Origin of the sequence: Microvirga tunisiensis, assembly GCF_009296175.1 — a bacterium.
Taxonomy (GTDB): Bacteria; Pseudomonadota; Alphaproteobacteria; order Rhizobiales; family Beijerinckiaceae; genus Microvirga; species Microvirga tunisiensis.
Genome location: NZ_VOSK01000137.1, coordinates 1 through 17,219 on the forward strand (window position 1 = coordinate 1; position 17,219 = coordinate 17,219).

11 protein-coding genes and 1 pseudogene are annotated in these 17,219 nt (G+C 60.3%); 5 read left to right on the forward strand and 7 right to left on the reverse strand.

Annotation, left to right across the window (positions count from 1 at the left end; genetic code table 11):
• Positions 1 to 518: sigma-70 family RNA polymerase sigma factor (locus tag FS320_RS24970; RefSeq protein WP_152714611.1), on the forward strand; the 518-nt coding region annotated here is incomplete at its 5' end.
• 256 nt (positions 519 to 774) lie between these two features.
• Here FS320_RS24970 and FS320_RS24975 read toward each other — a convergent pair.
• The 4 genes from FS320_RS24975 to FS320_RS24985 all read right to left on the reverse strand — a co-directional run bounded on the left by FS320_RS24975 (position 775) and on the right by FS320_RS24985 (position 2,723).
• Positions 775 to 1,059: a WGR domain-containing protein gene (locus tag FS320_RS24975; RefSeq protein WP_152714612.1), complete on the reverse strand. Its 285-nt coding sequence runs from the start codon at positions 1,057 to 1,059 to the stop codon at positions 775 to 777.
• 156 nt (positions 1,060 to 1,215) lie between these two features.
• Positions 1,216 to 1,419 (reverse strand): hypothetical protein, encoded by a 204-nt coding sequence (locus FS320_RS48265; RefSeq protein WP_338105467.1) that lies wholly within the window; start codon positions 1,417 to 1,419, stop codon positions 1,216 to 1,218.
• A 19-nt stretch (positions 1,420 to 1,438) separates the two neighbouring features.
• A complete protein-coding gene (locus FS320_RS24980) occupies positions 1,439 to 2,335 on the reverse strand; it encodes a helix-turn-helix domain-containing protein (protein ID WP_244627350.1) in 897 nt (298 codons plus the stop codon).
• A gap of 175 nt (positions 2,336 to 2,510) precedes the next feature.
• Positions 2,511 to 2,723, reverse strand: a complete 213-nt coding sequence (locus FS320_RS24985; protein ID WP_152714613.1) for a hypothetical protein — start codon at positions 2,721 to 2,723, stop codon at positions 2,511 to 2,513.
• Between the two features lie 658 nt (positions 2,724 to 3,381).
• Here FS320_RS24985 and FS320_RS24990 point away from each other — a divergent pair.
• The 3 genes from FS320_RS24990 (at position 3,382) to FS320_RS25000 (ending at position 14,509) form a co-directional block, all read left to right on the forward strand.
• Positions 3,382 to 4,629, forward strand: a complete 1,248-nt coding sequence (locus tag FS320_RS24990) for a metallophosphoesterase family protein (RefSeq protein ID WP_152714614.1) — start codon at positions 3,382 to 3,384, stop codon at positions 4,627 to 4,629.
• Complete coding sequence (locus FS320_RS24995; RefSeq protein WP_152714615.1) at positions 4,626 to 8,207, forward strand: ATP-binding protein; 3,582 nt, start codon at positions 4,626 to 4,628, stop codon at positions 8,205 to 8,207. The genes FS320_RS24990 and FS320_RS24995 overlap by 4 nt, the downstream gene beginning before the upstream one ends.
• Positions 8,208 to 8,638: 431 nt before the next feature.
• Positions 8,639 to 14,509: a DUF3320 domain-containing protein gene (locus tag FS320_RS25000; protein ID WP_152714616.1), complete on the forward strand. Its 5,871-nt coding sequence runs from the start codon at positions 8,639 to 8,641 to the stop codon at positions 14,507 to 14,509.
• A gap of 513 nt (positions 14,510 to 15,022) precedes the next feature.
• Here the strand turns inward: FS320_RS25000 and FS320_RS48270 are convergent.
• The gene (locus FS320_RS48270; protein ID WP_244627351.1) at positions 15,023 to 15,319 is read right to left on the reverse strand and encodes a hypothetical protein; all 297 of its coding nucleotides are present in this window, start codon (positions 15,317 to 15,319) and stop codon (positions 15,023 to 15,025) included.
• On the opposite strand from FS320_RS48270, the pseudogene FS320_RS50875 reads away from it, so the two are divergent.
• Positions 15,215 to 15,580, forward strand: a pseudogene (locus FS320_RS50875) (DUF4158 domain-containing protein); the annotation flags it as partial. The gene FS320_RS48270 and the pseudogene FS320_RS50875 sit on opposite strands and share 105 nt — an antisense overlap.
• A 189-nt stretch (positions 15,581 to 15,769) precedes the next feature.
• Here FS320_RS50875 and FS320_RS25010 read toward each other — a convergent pair.
• Positions 15,770 to 16,132 carry a hypothetical protein gene (locus tag FS320_RS25010; protein WP_152714617.1) on the reverse strand — a complete coding sequence of 121 codons (363 nt, stop codon included), beginning with the start codon at positions 16,130 to 16,132 and terminating at the stop codon, positions 15,770 to 15,772.
• A gap of 304 nt (positions 16,133 to 16,436) precedes the next feature.
• Positions 16,437 to 16,817 (reverse strand): DUF1612 domain-containing protein, encoded by a 381-nt coding sequence (locus FS320_RS25015; protein WP_244627353.1) that lies wholly within the window; start codon positions 16,815 to 16,817, stop codon positions 16,437 to 16,439.
• Positions 16,818 to 17,219: the final 402 nt, after the last annotated feature.

Genomic DNA, 17,219 nt, shown 5'->3' on the forward strand with positions numbered 1-17,219 from the left:
CGATCGCCGACCAGGCCCGCACGATCCGCATCCCGGTGCACATGATCGAGACGATCAACAAGATCGTCCGCACCTCGCGCCAGATGCTGCACGAGATCGGCCGCGAGCCGACCCCGGAGGAGCTGGCAGACAAGCTCGCCCTGCCAGTCGACCGAATTCAGAAGGTGCTCAAGATCGCCAAGGAGCCGATCTCCCTCGAGACACCGATCGGCGAAGAGGATGACTCAAATCTCGGCGATCTCATTGCAGATCAGAATGCAGTCTCTCCTGATGTGGCAGCGATCCAGTCGAACTTGCGCGAGACCACCACTCGGATGCTTGCCACGCTCACGCCTCGGGAGGAGCGAGTTCTGCGAATGCGCTTCGGCATTGGCCTCAATACGGACCATACGCTTGAAGAGGTTGGTCAGCAGTTTTCCGTGACCCGTGAGCGCATCCGCCAGATTGAAGCAAAGTCCCTACGCAAGTTGAAGCATCCCTCGCGCAGCCGGATGCTGAGAAGCTTCCTCGATGTATGAAGGTCATGAGGCGCTCCTGGACGGAATGCCCCGGCACCGAGAATCCTTTTTGTCGATCAAGGGATCCTTCCACGTCCTTCAGGACGCTGAAGGCGTCAGGGTGCTTCAGTAAGCTATCTGACCCGAGTGTCTTTCCAGAGGCAGCGTGCCTCTCGACGGCCGCTCAGTGCTCCGTTGAAAACGGCAGTTTGTCGGGCAGGGTGTTGACGAGCTCGACCGATCGATATGTCACTCCCCCGCTGTTATTGCTGAGTACTCAGATCCAGCACTGAAACCGATCCAGGCCGCCCTGCCCACCTTGAAGCAGATAGCCGCGTCGCTGCTTGCGCTGGAGCCAAGTCTCAAGGGCTTCCATGGCGCATGACTGGTTTTCGTAGAGCTCAATCCTGCGCTGCCCTGATCGACCCAGGCGGCCCCATTCCCGGATCAGAGTCGCATCCCCAAACAGGCTAGGCTCAATCGAAAGGACATAGTAGCGAGCCATATTGCAGCTTGGATCGCACCTGTGCAGGACCAGAAATTGGATCGTGTCTTGAGCCATGCGCCAGTGTCGCGCAGGCACCTCGACGAGGTCCAATCAAAGTCCTGAATCCATTGAGCACCAACGATTCACGTTCGTGATGCACGCTGCCACCGCTGCTCTCCAAGCCTACGCACGCTGGCCAATCCGTCACCTCGCCGCGCACGAGCTCCCTTCCTATGACATTCTGCGCCTCCTCATGGCCAGGAGCTCGACGGTGAGGTCGATCTTGCCGGCTTTGACCATTCGGGTGAGCGCGCGGAAGTAGCCGCCCGGATTCTTGATCCGGCTCTCGCCACCGTTTCTGGCCACGTCGTCCTCGTAGAGCTGCAGGACGTAGATCACAGCGATCGCCGCCCTGACGGTGCCGATGTCCTCCACGGCCTCGGCCCAGGCGCTCTCATGTGCTCCAAGCGACGCCCGCAGGTAGCGGCCGGCCGTAGTCGCTGAGGGCGGGGCAGGCCTCCAGGATCAATTCTGGTGATAGGTGCTCCGAGCTTTGTTCGGTTGAACGAACCGCCTCAGCTTTCTTTGGAAAGCCCTTGTTACAAGCTTCGGTAGGAGATCCGTTGTTGTTATTAGTGTGGCGGCATTCTTTGCCCCCATTGCCAGCATTAAAGAATGCTTTCTCGCAGAGTGTCCTTAGGTCTTTCCACTGGTCGAGAGCGTCCAGCGGCATGGCCTTCGTGCTGCGCAAAGGTGTCCGGGCTTTCAAAGCCTTGAGACGATCCTCAAGATCGGAGCGATCCAGATCCGGATAGTGCTCGGCAAGGGCATTCAGGGCCTCTTCCGCGGCCCGCCTGGCGATCGTGATTTCGTCGAAGGCGCGCTTGCGGGCTTCTCGGGCTTGCTTCATCTCGATGAGGCGCTCGGCCCACTCCCCTCGCCTGGCGTAAACAGGGGTTAGGTCGAAGCCGAAAGCATCAACGAGCTCTCCGGCCAAGTCCTTGACGGCAAAGCGCTTCCCGTTAGGCGACTCCTTCGGGATGATCAGCTGTAGGTCGATCAAAACTCTAAAGGCATACCGGACTGCCCGTTCGGAGAGGCCGGTGCGGCTCATCAGGTAGTCATTGGACGGCCAGACAAGCAGCCGCTCCCACTCCTGCTCGCCCCAGCAGGCAACCAGCTCGGAGAGGACAGACCGGGGTCCGTTCCGCAATTCCAAGGCTTTGGCGGCCTCCCGGGCTGCAGCCGATAGTTCTTTACGCGTCACCGTGCGCCCGGTTTCGAGCGCGAGTTCTCTTGCGGCCAGAGCGGCATGTCTCAGCCGCCGGCCTCCTGACGATGCGAGTTGCATCGTGCCCTCCATGTTGAGGGCAAAGCGGGAGTGTTCACCGTAACCGATGCTCTTGACATTCAGTTTGTCGGGATGGCATAAGGAGGTTGCAACACCAATCTTTACGCCGCCCCTCGCGGGTAGCTCCAAAGGCCCTCGAAGTTTCCAGCTTCGTGGGCCTTTTGCTTTGCCTGGTTTACGTCACGACATTCCGATCCTTTTCGGCAAACATGGCTTCGAGGGCATGATTGATGACGTCCTGACGCGACTTAAACCGGCCACTCTCGACAGCTTGGTCGATCGCAGCGCCTATAAGCCCGGGAACCCAGACGTTCATCTCCCGGTCACCGCGCTCTTTGCGCGACTTTCGGAAGCGTTGAACGCGCTCGGTCTGCTTTGCATCAGGCATGGCATCCACCTGTTACACTCGTGCCGTTTCGAGTGATGACCGATTCTGAGTTGGCTGTGGAGTCGCGCGTCAAGAATCCATTCACAATAGATCGATTCAGCGGTGGGAAACTTCTTTGCCTAGAATCATTTAGCTGAAAAGGCCGAGTCAATTCGCATGTAAAAGCTCAGTTCCTCGTGATTCGAAGTTACGCACCTGATTCGCAGTGACGTAGTATTCGCTCTAAGTTGCGATTCGCGATCTGCCACGACGACTCGAGGTTGGAACTCCTCAACGGTTAATGACTATTAACCGAGCCGCTACAGCCCCTAGATATTTGAAGTAGATTCTAAAAAACTCTACCGATGGAGTGTCGTAGCATGTCGAACGGAACCCGCTCTGCAGCTAGCGTTGATCGGGTACCAAACGGCGCTCGCAATGAGACACGGAATACTCCCTCGTCCGATCGCTCACCGGTTACATTTTATGGCGTGTGAGCACATAAAGCGGCGTCACATAGAAACATGCAAAGAGGGTGTCACCATTTAATCACTCTCCAAAGGTTCGGGTTTGGGCAGGAGGGAGGTTCCTTCTTTGTTCACTTGTCGCTGACATGGCGTCTGCTTCAAGCTGAGCGTTGGGGCAATAAACTAAGCATCATGCCCCAGTGCGGGGGCACATGCGGTTCATTCATGCTGCGGATCTCCACCTTGATAGTCCGCTGTCAGGTCTAAGGGAGCGAGCCGGCGAGCAGGCGGACAAGCTCATTGGCGCAACCAGGCGCGCGTTTGAGAAGCTGGTTGACTTCGCCGTCGACGAGGCCGTCGACTTGGTTGTCATTGCCGGTGATGTGTTCGATGGCGATTGGCCCGACCACGGTACCGGCCTGTTCTTCGTGAAAATGCTTGCTCGCCTCAACGCCGCCGGGATCCCGGTTGCTATGATCCGGGGCAACCACGATGCAGCCAGCGTCATCAGCCGGAGGCTCACCTGGCCTGGCAATGTTCGGGAATTCTCGAGCCGTGTGCCTGAGACTTGGACGCTCTCAGATCTCGGCATCGCCATCCACGGGCAGAGCTTTGCCGACCGCGCAATCCCGCAGAATCTGGCGGCCGGTTACCCCGAGCCGGTTCCCGGCCTCTTCAACATTGGCATCCTCCACACGTCCGCGACGGGCCGTCCGGGGCACGACACCTACGCACCCTGCGAACTGCGCGACTTGCTTTCCAAGGGCTATGACTATTGGGCTCTCGGCCACGTGCACACCCGTGAGGTGCTGTGCGAGGAGCCGTACGTGATTTTTCCGGGAAACCTCCAGGGTAGGCATGTCAATGAGCCTGGAGCCAAGGGCTTTACCCTCGTCACCGTCGAGGGTGGACGCATCCGCCAGGTTGAGACGATTCCAGTCGACGTGGTGCGCTGGGCCCGCATCGTCGTCGATGTGTCGTCCGCATCAGCTTTGGACGAAACCTGCCCGCTGATCGGGCGGGCTTTAAAGGCGGCGGTTGATGGGGCCGATGGCCGAATGCTCGCTATTCGGCTCGTCCTGACTGGCGCCTGCCCGGCTCACCGGGCCCTTGCGGGCGACCCGGAGCGGCTTGAGGCCGAGTGTTCGTCCCTCGCCTTGCAAGCACAGGGCGACGTCTGGATCGAGCGCGTTGACGTTGAGACGGTTGCCCCTGAGACTGCGTCGACGGCAAGCGAAGGTTTCAACGACCTGGTCCAACTTCTGCACGACGTCAGGACCGATCCCGACGAGCGCACCGTAATCCGAGACGCTCTCGAACAAGGCCTTGGGAAGCTCCCAGCAGGCGCTCGCTCGAAGTCAGGCCTTGAAGACCTCGCTCCCGAGCAGCTTGAGCGCATCCTGGCCGACGCGGAAGCGCTGCTCTTGCACCACCTCACGACCGAACCGGTTCAACTATGAAACTTGAGACGCTCACCCTCGAGCGATATGGGCGCTTCGAAGACCTAACCCTTGATCTAACCGGGAACGACGTTCGGCTGCACATCGTCTTCGGTCCGAACGAGGCTGGCAAGTCGACCCTGCTTTCCTCGGTCGCGGATCTGCTGTTCGGCATTCCGATGCGCTCCCCCTACGGGTTTCAGTTTGATTACAGCCAGATGCGCGTCGGGGCGACCATCGCCAACGATGCCGGCGATCGCCTCTCATTCAAACGCCGTAAGGGCAGAGGCACCTCCGGGACGCTCCTGTCAGAACAAGAGGCAACCCTCCCCGATCAAGCTCTCACCCGCTTTCTCGGAACGGCCGACCGGGAGCTGTTCGAGCGGATGTTCGGCCTCGACCACCAGCGGCTGCGCACCGGCGGCAAGAAGATGCTGGAGAATGGCGGGGATCTGACGACCAGCCTCTTTGAGGCAGGCAGCGGCCTTACAAGGGTCGGCGATGCTCTCCGGCGGATTGACGAGGAGATCGGGAAGCTCGGAGCCCTGGACCAGCGCAAGGCGGCCGGGAAGCCGATCTGGCAGCAGATCGACCGGTTCACGAAGGCGCAGCAGGCTATGCGAGCTGACGCCCTCAAAACCGACGAGTGGCGGCAGGCAGAGGCAAGCCTGGCGGCCGCCCATGAGAGGCGGCGCACTCTCGATGAAGCCATGACCCAGTTGCGACGGAAAAGATCCCGGCTGGAGCGCATCCGTCGCGTCAGTCCGATCCTGGTGGCCATCCAGCAGCGAGAAGACCAGCTGACGACGTTCAGCCCAACGGCGGCTTTGTTGCCTGAGAGCTTCGAACGGGAGTGGCGCGCTCTTGACAGCGCCGCACGCGAGGCCGCCGCGGGGTCAAAGCGGGCAGAGGATCTCCTACGGCAGCTTGAGACCGAAATTGGTGCGGAACCGAAACCAGAGAGCTTCCAGGCGCGAGCTGACGAGATTACCGTCCTCAACGAGGCGTTGGGCGATTACCGCAGGAAGGTGGCGGATGAGCCAAAGCTCATGCGCGACAAGGCCAACGACGACAGTCAAATCGCTGGGTATCTCCAACAACTCGGGCTGGCCCTGGATCCGGCCGCGGTTGAAGTCCACATGCCCTCGGTGCCGCTCATCTCCAAGCTGCGTGAGCTGGCCCGCGGCGGGCAGGCCGTACAAAGCCGGTTGGAGGGGCTGGAAGCTGACCTCAAGGAGGCCCAGGAGACACTCGAGGCGGCGCAGCGAAAGCTCCAGACCCTTTCCGGACCGACGGAAGATCCCGCGGACACTAGCGAGATGTTGAACGAGGTCCTGCAACTGGGTGATGTCTCAGGCCTGCTTGCACAGGCAGAAGCGGGCAACGCGAATGCCACACGGGATCTCGCCGAGGCCCTGGCGAGGCTTCCACGCTGGACCGGTACGGCCGAGGATCTGGCTGCACGGCCCGTTCCACCGCTTGAGCTCGTGTCCCAGTATGAGCAGACCTGGCGCAAGGCCATCGACAGCCATGAGACCGCAGAGCGTAAGCTGCTTGAAACCGAAAACGAGTTACAGCAGGTTAAAGCCGAGATCATTGGCCTCAGTGCTACGGGCGAAGTGCCCTCCCCGGCCGCCGTCAAAGCCGCACGTGACCACCGCGACAAGGGCTGGCGGCTGGTCCGGACGCATCTTGTCGATGGACATGAGCCAGCCATCGATGAGCTGACTGCTTTCACCCCGACTGGCGATCTTGCCGGCACTTTCGAGACCGCATTGCGTCATGCCGACGAGTTGGTCGACCGACGTGAACACGAGGGACACCGCGTGGTGCGCCTCGGTGATCTTTCCGCCCTGAAGGAGCGGCTTGCCGTCACGTTGGATGCCGCGCGGGCAGCCAAGGAGCGTGCACACGCCGAATTGTGCTCGCTCCAGGACCGTTGGACCGCGCTCTGGGCGGGATGCATCGCCGATCCAGGCACGCCCACCGAGATGTTGGCCTGGCTGAGGCAGCGGGATGATGTCGTCCGCTTACTGACGGCCTACCGGAAGACCATGGAGGCTCTGGATGAGAGCCGCGCCATCGCGGCCAATGCGCACCGTCATGTGACCAAGGCAGCGGAGCTGCTCGGCCTATCCACCGGACAAGATAAGGAGTTCTCTGCTCTCCTCCGCAGGGTGCGACAGGCTCATTCGTCAGCCCTGAAGACATGGACAGAACGCCAAGCCCTGGCAGCATCTCTACAGGACACGCAGCACCGCGTTGCCCGCCTGGAAAAAGATGTGGCTCGCGCGGCTGCCGAGCGGGCTGGCTGGCTGGCGCAATGGGAAGAAGCGGTCACCCGCCTGCACCTCCCTGCCGACGCTTCGCCTGCGGAGGCAGAAGCCGCGTTGTCCATTTGGGATGCGATACGCGACCGATCCACGAACCGATCTCAAACGATGCGTCGGCTCGAAGGCCTACGGAAAGATCTGCAGCAGTTCCGCAATGATTTGCACTCCCTGCGTGCCTCGCTTGGCGCGATGGCGGCAGACCTTGAGATGGCCGACCCAGAGAAGGCGGTCCGGACGCTGTATGAGCGGCTCCGGAATGACATGCTCCAGACGGAAAAACTCGCGGAACTCGCCCGTCGCGTCGAGAAAGCGCGCAACTCTCACACAAACGCGCTTGAGACCTTGGGTATCGCGAAAGAGCGACTGGAACATCTGTTGCGACAGCATGGGCTCGATGCGGACGCCGATCCGGTTGCCGTCGCTGTGGAGGCGCAGGAACATCGAAAGATCGCGAGTGAGTTGGCCGAGAAGCGGAACGAACTCGCCCAGGCGGGTGACGGTCTTGGTGAGGATGAACTGCGCGAGGAGGCAGGCTCGATCTCGCCCGATGAGAGCTCTGCAGAACTTTCGACGCTAGAACAGGAAGAGGAGCACCTCGTTGGCGAGAGCCAAGCTGCAGCCCAAGCCGAAACGGAGGCCAACCGGCTGCTTCGCGATCTCGCCGGGCGGAAAGGGGCTGCGGAGGCGGCCCAAGAGGCCCAGAACGCCGCCCTCGGGATCGGGGTCTGCGCCGAGCGCTGGATGCGCCTCGAGGCAGCCCGGCGCATTCTTGATCGGGCGATGGAGCGCTACCGGGCAGCCAACGAGCACCCGCTGGTTCGCCGGGCGAGCGAAATCTTTGGGCTGGTTGCCGGGACCGGCTCCAATCCGTTCGAGCGGCTGGCCGTCCGCTACCGGGATGGTGATGCGCCGACGCTGATCGGCGTCCGAGCCGACGGATCCGACTGCGACATCGAAGGGATGAGCGAAGGCACGCGTGATCAGCTTTACTTGGCTCTGCGCATTGCGACCATCGAGAGGCACGTGGCCGAGAACGAGGCGCTTCCCTTCCTCGCCGACGATCTTTTCATCACCAGCGATGACGAGCGCGTTGTGCCGGGTCTTGCCGCCCTGGCGGAGCTCGGCCGGTCAACGCAAGTCATTCTTTTCACCCATCATCGCCATGTGTTGGATGCGGCTTTTAGCACCCTTCCGTCTGGAAGCGTGATGGTGCATCGGCTGCAGCCACATGGGAGGCCAGTGGAACTGCGCGCCGTGGCGAGCTAGGGAGCTGTCAGGCTGGGCAGATGGACAGTTTGCGATGGAGCCAGTTGGAGTTGCTCCAGTCGCCATGAAACACATCACCGGCGATAATGACGAGGTCCGCACGGACGGTGATAGCAAAATCAATGAGATCATCGAAGGCACAGCGTCCCGCGCCGGCAATATCCTTCGTTCCGTCTGCCGGCGCACTCTCGGAGCCCAGAGAGAGGGCTGGCAAGATTAGGATCGGCAACATGAATTAAGTGCATAGGCGATGCTGCTCATTCGTGGTCACGCTTGATACTAGGGACAATTAACAAGCGGGCTCTCCTGTTGCCGAGAAGCAACAATATCCTGGTCAAATGTTATCGGCGGAGCCTCACTCATCAATGAGCGTGCGTCGTCCACTTGTCATGCGTTGAACTGCAATCGTAGATTGCTCGCCAGGGGGCTCTATGACCATCAATATTGAATATATCTTTGCAAAGAAAATCGGATTTGCGTCACATCAGAATGCCGTTCCAATTCTGCGTGAGCTTGAACTCGTCAACCAAAGTGGCGACACGCTGGAGAATGTCGCGTTAGAGCTTGTAGCCGATCCCCCTTTCGTTGAGTCGAAGACCTGGCGCATCGATCGTCTCGACGGCGGTACGACGCTTCATGTCACCGAACGTGACGTCAGACTGAACGCTGGCTTTCTTGCAAACCTCACCGAAAGCCTCTCCGGCGATCTGACGCTGCGAGTTGTGCAAGGCACGGAGGTTCTCGCCACTGTTACATCCCAGGTCGAACTCCTGGCCAGGAACGAGTGGGGAGGCGCGGCATCCATGCCGGAGCTTCTGGCCGCCTTCGCGATGCCGAACGACCCGGCCGTTGACCGCATTCTTAAAGCAGCTTCGGACGTCCTGCGGCGGGCGGGCAAGAGGGACCAGATTGACGGCTATGCGGGGAAGTCCCGCACCCGCGTCTGGGAGCTGGCATCCGCCCTTTGGTCGGCTGTCGCGTGCCAGAGGCTCAGTTACGCGCTTCCGCCGGCCAGCTTCGAACAGCAGGGACAAAAGATCCGGACGCCGAGCGCCGTGCTCGACAACCGCATTGCAACTTGCCTCGATACGGCACTCCTGTTCGCGGCGGCACTCGAGCAAGCGGGACTCAATGCGCTCCTGATCCTAACCAAGGGACATGCCTCCGTCGGAGTTTGGCTCCAGCCCCAGGAGTTCGCTCAGCTGATTACCGACGAGGCGGCGGCTGTTCGAAAGCGCATCGATCTCAAGGAGCTTCTCGTCTTCGAGACCACACTTGTGACACAGGCCGTGCCGGCCAGCTTTAGTCAGGCTGTAGCGGCCGCAGAGCGGCAGATCACGGATGAAGACTTCCTCATCGCCTTGGATCTGCGCCGCGCCCGAATGCAGCGCATTCGGCCGTTGGCCCTCGACACGGGAGCTCCTCAACCTGGCCGCGAGGAGGTCATCCCGCCCGCGAGCGATGCCTTAGAGGAGGCGCCTAGTCTGCCGGGCTTCGATGTCGAGATCGTTCCCGACGCCACTTCTCCCGCAGGCCGGCTGGCGCTTTGGCGCCGCAAGCTCCTGGATCTGACTACCCGAAACCGGCTCTTGCATCTGCCAGAGAGTGCAAAAGCCGTGAGGCTTGTCTGTCCTGATCCTGGAAGGCTCGAGGATATCCTTGCCGAGGGCAAGCGAATCAAGGTTGCCCCCATGCCCGACCTCGAGGTGGCTGGTCGGGACCTTGCGCTCTATGAGCAGCAAGCAAACGAGAGCCTTCGCGAACAGTACGCCCGAGCCGCACTCGATCGAGGTGAGGTCTTGTCCGTATTCGACAAGTCCAAGCTCGATGCCGCATTGGTTGATCTCTACCGCAAAGCCCGTAGCGATCTCGATGAGGGGGGAGCGAACACACTATTCCTCGCTCTCGGCTTCCTTAAATGGAAGAAGTCCGCAGACGATCCAAAATCGTACCGGGCTCCCTTGATCCTTCTCCCGGTAAAGCTGGAACGCAAAAGTGCATTGTCAGGGGTGACAATGTCGCTCCATGAGGATGAGCCCAGCTTCAACCTGACTCTCCTGGAGCTGCTGCGCCAGGATTTTGAGATCAAGATTCCGGGGCTGGATGGCGCTCTGCCAACCGACGAGCGCGGAATCGATGTCAGCGGCACGTGGAACATCGTGCGTCGCGCTGTTCGTGATGTTCCCGGGTTCGAAGTAACGGGAGATGTCGTTCTCGGAACCTTCTCCTTCGCCAAATACCTGATGTGGAAGGATCTTTCCGCCCGCGCGAAGCAGCTCACCCAGAACTCGGTTGTGCATCACCTGATCGAGCGGGCATCCGACAGCTTTGGCTCGGGCAGCGACTTCCCAGTTCCATCAGAACTGGATCGCAAAATCGACCCGTCTCAGCTCTTTGCTCCACTGCCAGCAGACTCCTCGCAGCTCGCAGCCGTTGTTGCCTCCGCCGCAGGCCACGATTTCGTGCTCGATGGGCCGCCTGGAACCGGCAAATCGCAAACCATTGCCAACATGATCGCGCACAACCTCGCGCTCGGTCGCCGGGTTCTGTTTGTCGCTGAGAAGATGGCTGCGCTGGAGGTCGTGTACCGGCGCCTGGAAGAGAAACGGCTCGGCGAGTTCTGCCTTGAGTTGCATTCGAACAAGACGTCGAAAGTCGAGGTTCTCAAACGACTTGAACGGGCCTGGGACGCACGCGATGCTTTGACCGCTGATGAGTGGTCCAAAGAGGCAGCCGAGGTCCGTCGCTTAAGGGATAATCTCAACGACATCGTTGCCCTGCTCCATAAGCAGTGGCCCAATGGCCTTACGGTCCATGACGCGATCGGACGCGTCGTTCGAGATGCAAACGCTGGCACGCCACGCTTGATCTGGCCTGACCATACCCAACACGATGAGGAGACGCTCTCTCGCCTCCGCGATGTCGCGCGACGCCTCGACCTTAACCGCGTGGCCGTTCGGAATTTACCGGAAAGTTTTAAATCCGTCGGCCGGACTGAATGGTCCAACAGCTGGCAGGAAGCCTTCGTCGCCGCCGCACGAGCGCTACCGCCTGCTATCGAGAGCCTCTCGGCATTTCGGGAGAGCGCCCTTGAGGCTGTTCACCTCTCGACGAGGGCTGAGCAAGAGGCCGATATCGATCGGCTTGCCAGAACCCTGCGGCTCCTCCTCGATGCGTATGGTGTCGATCTGAGCTTTGCGTTCGTCCCTGATGCAACTCAAAGAATTGCTGCAGCCCGTCGCGCACTCGGGCTACTTGGTGAGTACCGCGAGGCCGAGCGAGGTCTCTCGATCGCGTATACCTCTGATGGAATCCGCCGCCTGAATCTACCACAATTCGATGCGGCCTGGGCCGAGGCAGGTCAAAAATTCTGGTTCCTGGCGAGCCTCGCCAAGAAAAAGGTTGCTCGCAACCTGGCAGAACAAGGCGGGGGAACAGGCCTACCCGATCCGGGCCGTGATCTGCCGAGCCTGCATCGCATGCGTAAATTGCTCGAGGAGATGGACAACCTCTCTCCAGGGTTGACTGGACTCCCGGGGTGGTCGGCCTTGTCGAGCAATACCGCACACCTCACCCATGCGCTCGATCTGGCCGAAGGTTTGAGAACAGCGCTCAGCGGGCTGGCAACCTCGCCAGAGCACCTGATCGAGCTTCGTCGGACCATCACAACCTTGGCTGTCGAGGCGAACGAACTGCTTGCTCCGGGAGGAGCAATCGATACAGCGACCTGCCGACTCGAGGAGGCTCTCACCCGGTTCCGAGATGCGGCCCATCGCTTTGGCGAGCTCGGGTCGACGGACGCCCAAGCCTGCAACGATCTCGATGAACTCGGGGCGCGGGCCACAGCGGTGTTTGACAATCAAAAGCAGCTCAAAGCCTGGTGCGACTGGCGCAGAGTCCGGGACGAAGCGGTTGTACTTGGCGTCAAGCCCCTGGTCGATGCGATCGAGACTGGTGCGTTGCCGAACGGGGGAGCCGTCGAGGCGTTCGAAACCGGCTATGCACGATGGTTTGCAGCCTGTGCGATCGATGCCGAGCCGAAGCTTCGTAACTTCGTCCCGGCGGAGCATGTGAGCGACATTGAGGCCTACCGTCGGCTGGACGACCGTCTCTCCAAGCTGGCCGTCCGGTACATACGGGCCAAACTCTGTGGCCAGATCCCATCGAAGAACGATGTCGGCAAGAAGGATGGGTTCGGCGTTCTTAAGCACGAATTGCAGAAGCAGAAGCGCCATAAGCCCGTCCGCCAGCTCGCAGTCGAAATGGGCGAGGCTCTGACGCACCTCGCACCTTGCATGCTGATGAGCCCTCTGTCGATCGCGCAGTATCTGCCCCCAGATCAAGCCTTGTTCGATTTGGTCATCTTTGACGAGGCATCCCAGATCGCCCCTTGGGATGCGATCGGTTCAATTGCCCGTGGCAAGCAGGTCGTCATTGCAGGCGATCCACGTCAGATGCCTCCCACAAGTTTCTTTGGTCGATCTGCCTCCGGCACCGATGACGATGTCGAAGAGGATATGGAGAGCATCCTTGACGAGTGCCTTGGCGCGGGCATTCCGAGCCACAGTCTCAGCTGGCATTACCGGAGCCGTCATGAGAGCTTGATCGCGTTCTCCAACCATCGCTACTATGACAGCAATCTGATTACATTCCCAGCGGCCGTCACGCGGGAAAGCGCTGTCGAGTGGCGTCGGGTTCAAGGCGTCTACGCCAAGGGCAAAGGGCGGATCAATCAAGCCGAGGCCGAGGCGATGATCGAAGAGGTGGTGCGGCGCTTGACGGATCCCGCGTTCGTGGATGCCAAGCGCACGCTTGCCGTCGTGACATTGAATTCCGAGCAGCAGAAGCTGGTGGAAGATCTGCTCGACCGGGCCCGCCAGCGCTTTCCGCAAATCGAACCGTTCTTTGCTGAGGACTTGGCAGAGCGGGTTCTCGTGAAGAACCTGGAAACAGTCCAGGGCGACGAGCGTGACGTGATCATACTGGGGATCGGGTACGGCCCGACGGAGCCTGGCGCCACCACGATGTCGATGAATTTCGGGCCATTGAACCGAGACGGGGGATGGCGACGGCTGAACGTTGCCGTGACACGCGCCCGGCAGGAGATGCTCGTCTTTACGTCCTTCGATCCGTCAATGATCGACCTGAACCGCACGAGTGCGCGGGCCGTCCAGGATCTGAAGCACTTCCTGGAGTTCGCAGACCGTGGCCCGCGCGCTCTTGCCGAGGCGGTGAGAGGTTCGGTGGGAGGTTATGAATCACCGTTCGAAGAGGCGGTTGCCCAAGGCCTGGCGCGCAAGGGCTGGATGGTGGTGCCGCAGATCGGCGTGTCACGGTTCCGGATTGATCTGGGAATCGTCCATCCGGATCGTCCTGGAGACTATCTCGTCGGCATTGAGTGTGACGGTGCGACGTACCACAGCGCAGCGACGGCCCGGGATCGGGACAAGGTCCGCTCGGCTATTCTGCAGGGTCTTGGATGGAAGCTCCTGCGTGTCTGGTCCACTGAGTGGTGGGTCGACAAGGAGGGAGCTCTTGAGCGTCTTCATGCCGAGATCACGGCTCTGCTCGAGCGCTCCCGCAACGAGACTGTGGAGGCCTCCCCGATTGTGAACACTGCCTCGATTGGACTTGAGCCATCTCCGGATCATGAGACAGCCCAGGAAGCCCCGGTCGGGCTCAGCGCAGAGAGTGCCGAGGAGGGCGTATCAGATGTCGTTCCGGCCCCGTTAACTCGTGAGAGCATCTTCGCGCGCGCCATGGCGACTCCCGAAGCGGATCACATAAGGTACTACCGACCGACAGACTTTAGCACGCTTGACGACAGGATCGACACCTCGCGGTTTCATGAGGCCGACTACGACCAGACGCTCTCTGACCTGATCGCTCATACCGTCAAGCACGAGGGACCTATCCTTGACACAGTGCTCGTCCAGCGCATTGCCCGCGCCCACGGATTCCAGCGCGCAGGACGGGTCATCCGGGAGCGTGTCCTTGAAGTGGCAGAGCGGCGCCATCACGTTCGCCCCGATCCGGAGGGCAGTCGCTTCATATGGCTAGATCGGCAAGCTCCTTCGGAGTGGATGCACTGCCGGCTACCAGCTCCTGATGGACCTGTTCGTCAGATTGAGGAGATTGCACTTGAGGAGTTGACCGCTGCAGCTAGGGGAAAATCGGCGGATGATCTCCCGAGCGAAATCGCACGACTATTCGGCGTCCGCCGCCTAAGCGCGTCCGCACGGCAGCGACTGCAGCTTGCACTTACCGGTGCACGGCAAGAGGCGGAAGCGCAAGATGCCTAACGCGAGCCGAGTTTCGACTCAAGAACGTACGCTAGCAAGCTGCCCATCGAATGGGGTAGGCAGCTTAGCTTGTACGGCTCAGCACTTTTGGGTCAATCAACCACCCGTACCTTCATCATTGGGCTAGGCTGTCATGAGTTGAGTGTACTTTGGGTGATCGATAGCCCGATCACCCGCTCGGCACTTGGCGTAGAGACCGTAGTGCGTTTCACTTAACTCCGTTGGCGCTGACGAGTTGGAGCGCTGATTTCTCGCGCATCTTAGGCTGCCTCGTCTAGATCAGCCTCAGGGCTATCACCTGCAGACGCTTCAACTTCCGCCTCGTTTGAGCCCTGCTCAAGCACAACCGGTTTGCACATGGCGTCGCTGACCAAGGTGCTCAGCGCTTTCATGCGCGCCTCAAAGAAAGCTCCAAAGTGGGGAGCGCGCAAGGTTTGTGCAATAAACCTCGGTAAACCGGACAAAGCAGGAACATAGAAGGCGATGGGCAGGGATAGCCGTCGCCCTCCCCGCTCACTCTGTGGACAGCGGCCAATCAGGATTCGGTGCCTCGCTCTCGTCAATCCCATAATCCCGCCCCGGACCCCGGCCCCTATCAATCACTAAGCCGGGGCCGTGTAGGGGCGTACAATGGCACAACGTGGCTTGCTGACTGAGGATGAACGCCAACTCGTGTTCAGGGTGCCTCGGCAGGAACAGCTGATCATCAAGCACTATACCCTCAGCCAAGACGATCTTGATCTGGTATTGCGCAAGCGTGGTGCCCGCAACCAGATCGGGTTTGCGGTGCAACTCTGTCTTCTGCGCCATCCCGGGTTTGGACTCCGCCTCAACGAGGCCCCTCCGCGAGAGATGCTCACCTTCTTGGCGGGTCAGCTTCAGGTCTCACCTCATGTCTTCGAGGACTACAGCCGGCGGCCGCAAACCCGGCTCGATCATGCCGCCGAATTGATGGCCCGCCTGAACTTGCGGCCCGCAGTGCAGGAGGACTGGGCGCTCATGCTGAGTGTTGCGGCGGAGGCAGCCTGGGCGACGGACAATGGGGTAGAGATTGCTCAGGCGGTTCTCGACTGGTTGCGAACTCATCGGATCATCCTGCCGGCGCCCAACAGGCTTGAGCGGCTTGTCCGTGCCGGCCGAGCCCTGGCCCGCAGGCGCGCTTCCGAGGCACTTATCGCGCCTTTGACAGAGGACCAGCTCAAAGCGATCGATGCCCTGTTGGTGAATGACTCCACGCTCAAGCGCACTCCCCTCGCTTGGCTACGCGACATCGCCGAAGCTCCCAATTCCTCCAACATGACAGCGCTTCTCAAGCGACTGACCTACGTTCGATCTCTTCACATCAGTCCCGAGATCGTGAGCCGGGTCCACGAACGTCGCTTTCAGCAGTTCGTGCGCGAGGGAGCTGTTGCTCCAGCCTTCCTGCTCGACGAATACGGCGTGCGTCGGCGTCAGGCAACGCTCGTGGTCCAGATCATCGAGCTCGAGGCCAAATTGTCCGACGCTGCCATCGCGATGTTTGATCGCCTGGTGGGTGGCCTCTTCACCCGTGCTCGCCGACGTCAGGAACGGGCCTATCAGACTACAGGCCGTGAGGTCAGCCGCCTGATGCGCCTGTTCCATTCGACCATCACGGCGCTGAGCACCGCCCGTGCCACACGGGGGAACCCGTTCGAGATCATCGATGAGGAGATCGGCTGGAGCCGGTTGATCAAAGTCCAGCCTCAGGTTGAGGAGCTGGCTCAACTCGCTAATGGGGGAGCGCGCAAGGTTTGTGCAACAAACCGCGCCAAACAGGACAAACTCGGAACGACACCATTCCGACGATATCGACTTTTTGGCATAACACATGACGACGCGACTAAAAACTCGCAGAAGATCAATGCCCTAACCACATGGCCCATCTCTCAGCCGATGATCGGTGCCGTCAGGCGACACACGCTTTTCCGGCGCGCGATTGCAGACAACGTTGAGGGATCACGCCAGGCAAGATCGGCATCAAAACAGCGTCAAACCAGGCGCCGCCTGACCGATGTTCTTCCTTCGTCCAACTTACCGAGGGTTGTTGAACGAACCTTGCGCGCTCCCCTTTATCGGCCACCCGGTTCATCAGATCCCGGGCGAGGATCAGACGCTCCAGATCCTTGTTGGCGATCTCAACGCTCTCCTCGAGCACCTGGCAGAAGCCCTGCAGCTTCTCGAGGATCCCTTCCCTGCCCTGCGGCCGGAACTTCGCTTTCTTGAATCCGGCTGCGAGCGGCAGGAGATGATTGGTCACTCCTCGAGCCCGCAGGATCGACGCGGCCATGATCAACTGCAGCGAGGCTGTCGGGCAGACGTTGATGCTCTACCGAGCCTCTTGCCGGCCTCTTACTATAGGCTGCTTATGGCGTAGCTTTTGGACACATGACTGAGCTGACTGCCTCAACTTGTGGGTGGTACAAAGCGCGATTTTCTGAGACAAGTGCGACTTCCATCAACTTATACTGGTGGCGGATCATGGGCTTGAATGTGGAAAGTACTTTTGTGCCGAGCTGGTTTGCACACGCACCCCACTCGCGGCCAAAGTCGGGTTTACACCCACCTAAGCAGCGATTCGGTGGTTGGCGAACGGATGGCGATTTCGTTCGCAATTGAGCATCCTGACCGCCTCGTGGATGGCATCATCGAGGTTGTCTGGACCGTCGAAAGTCTGGTGAGCGAGATGATG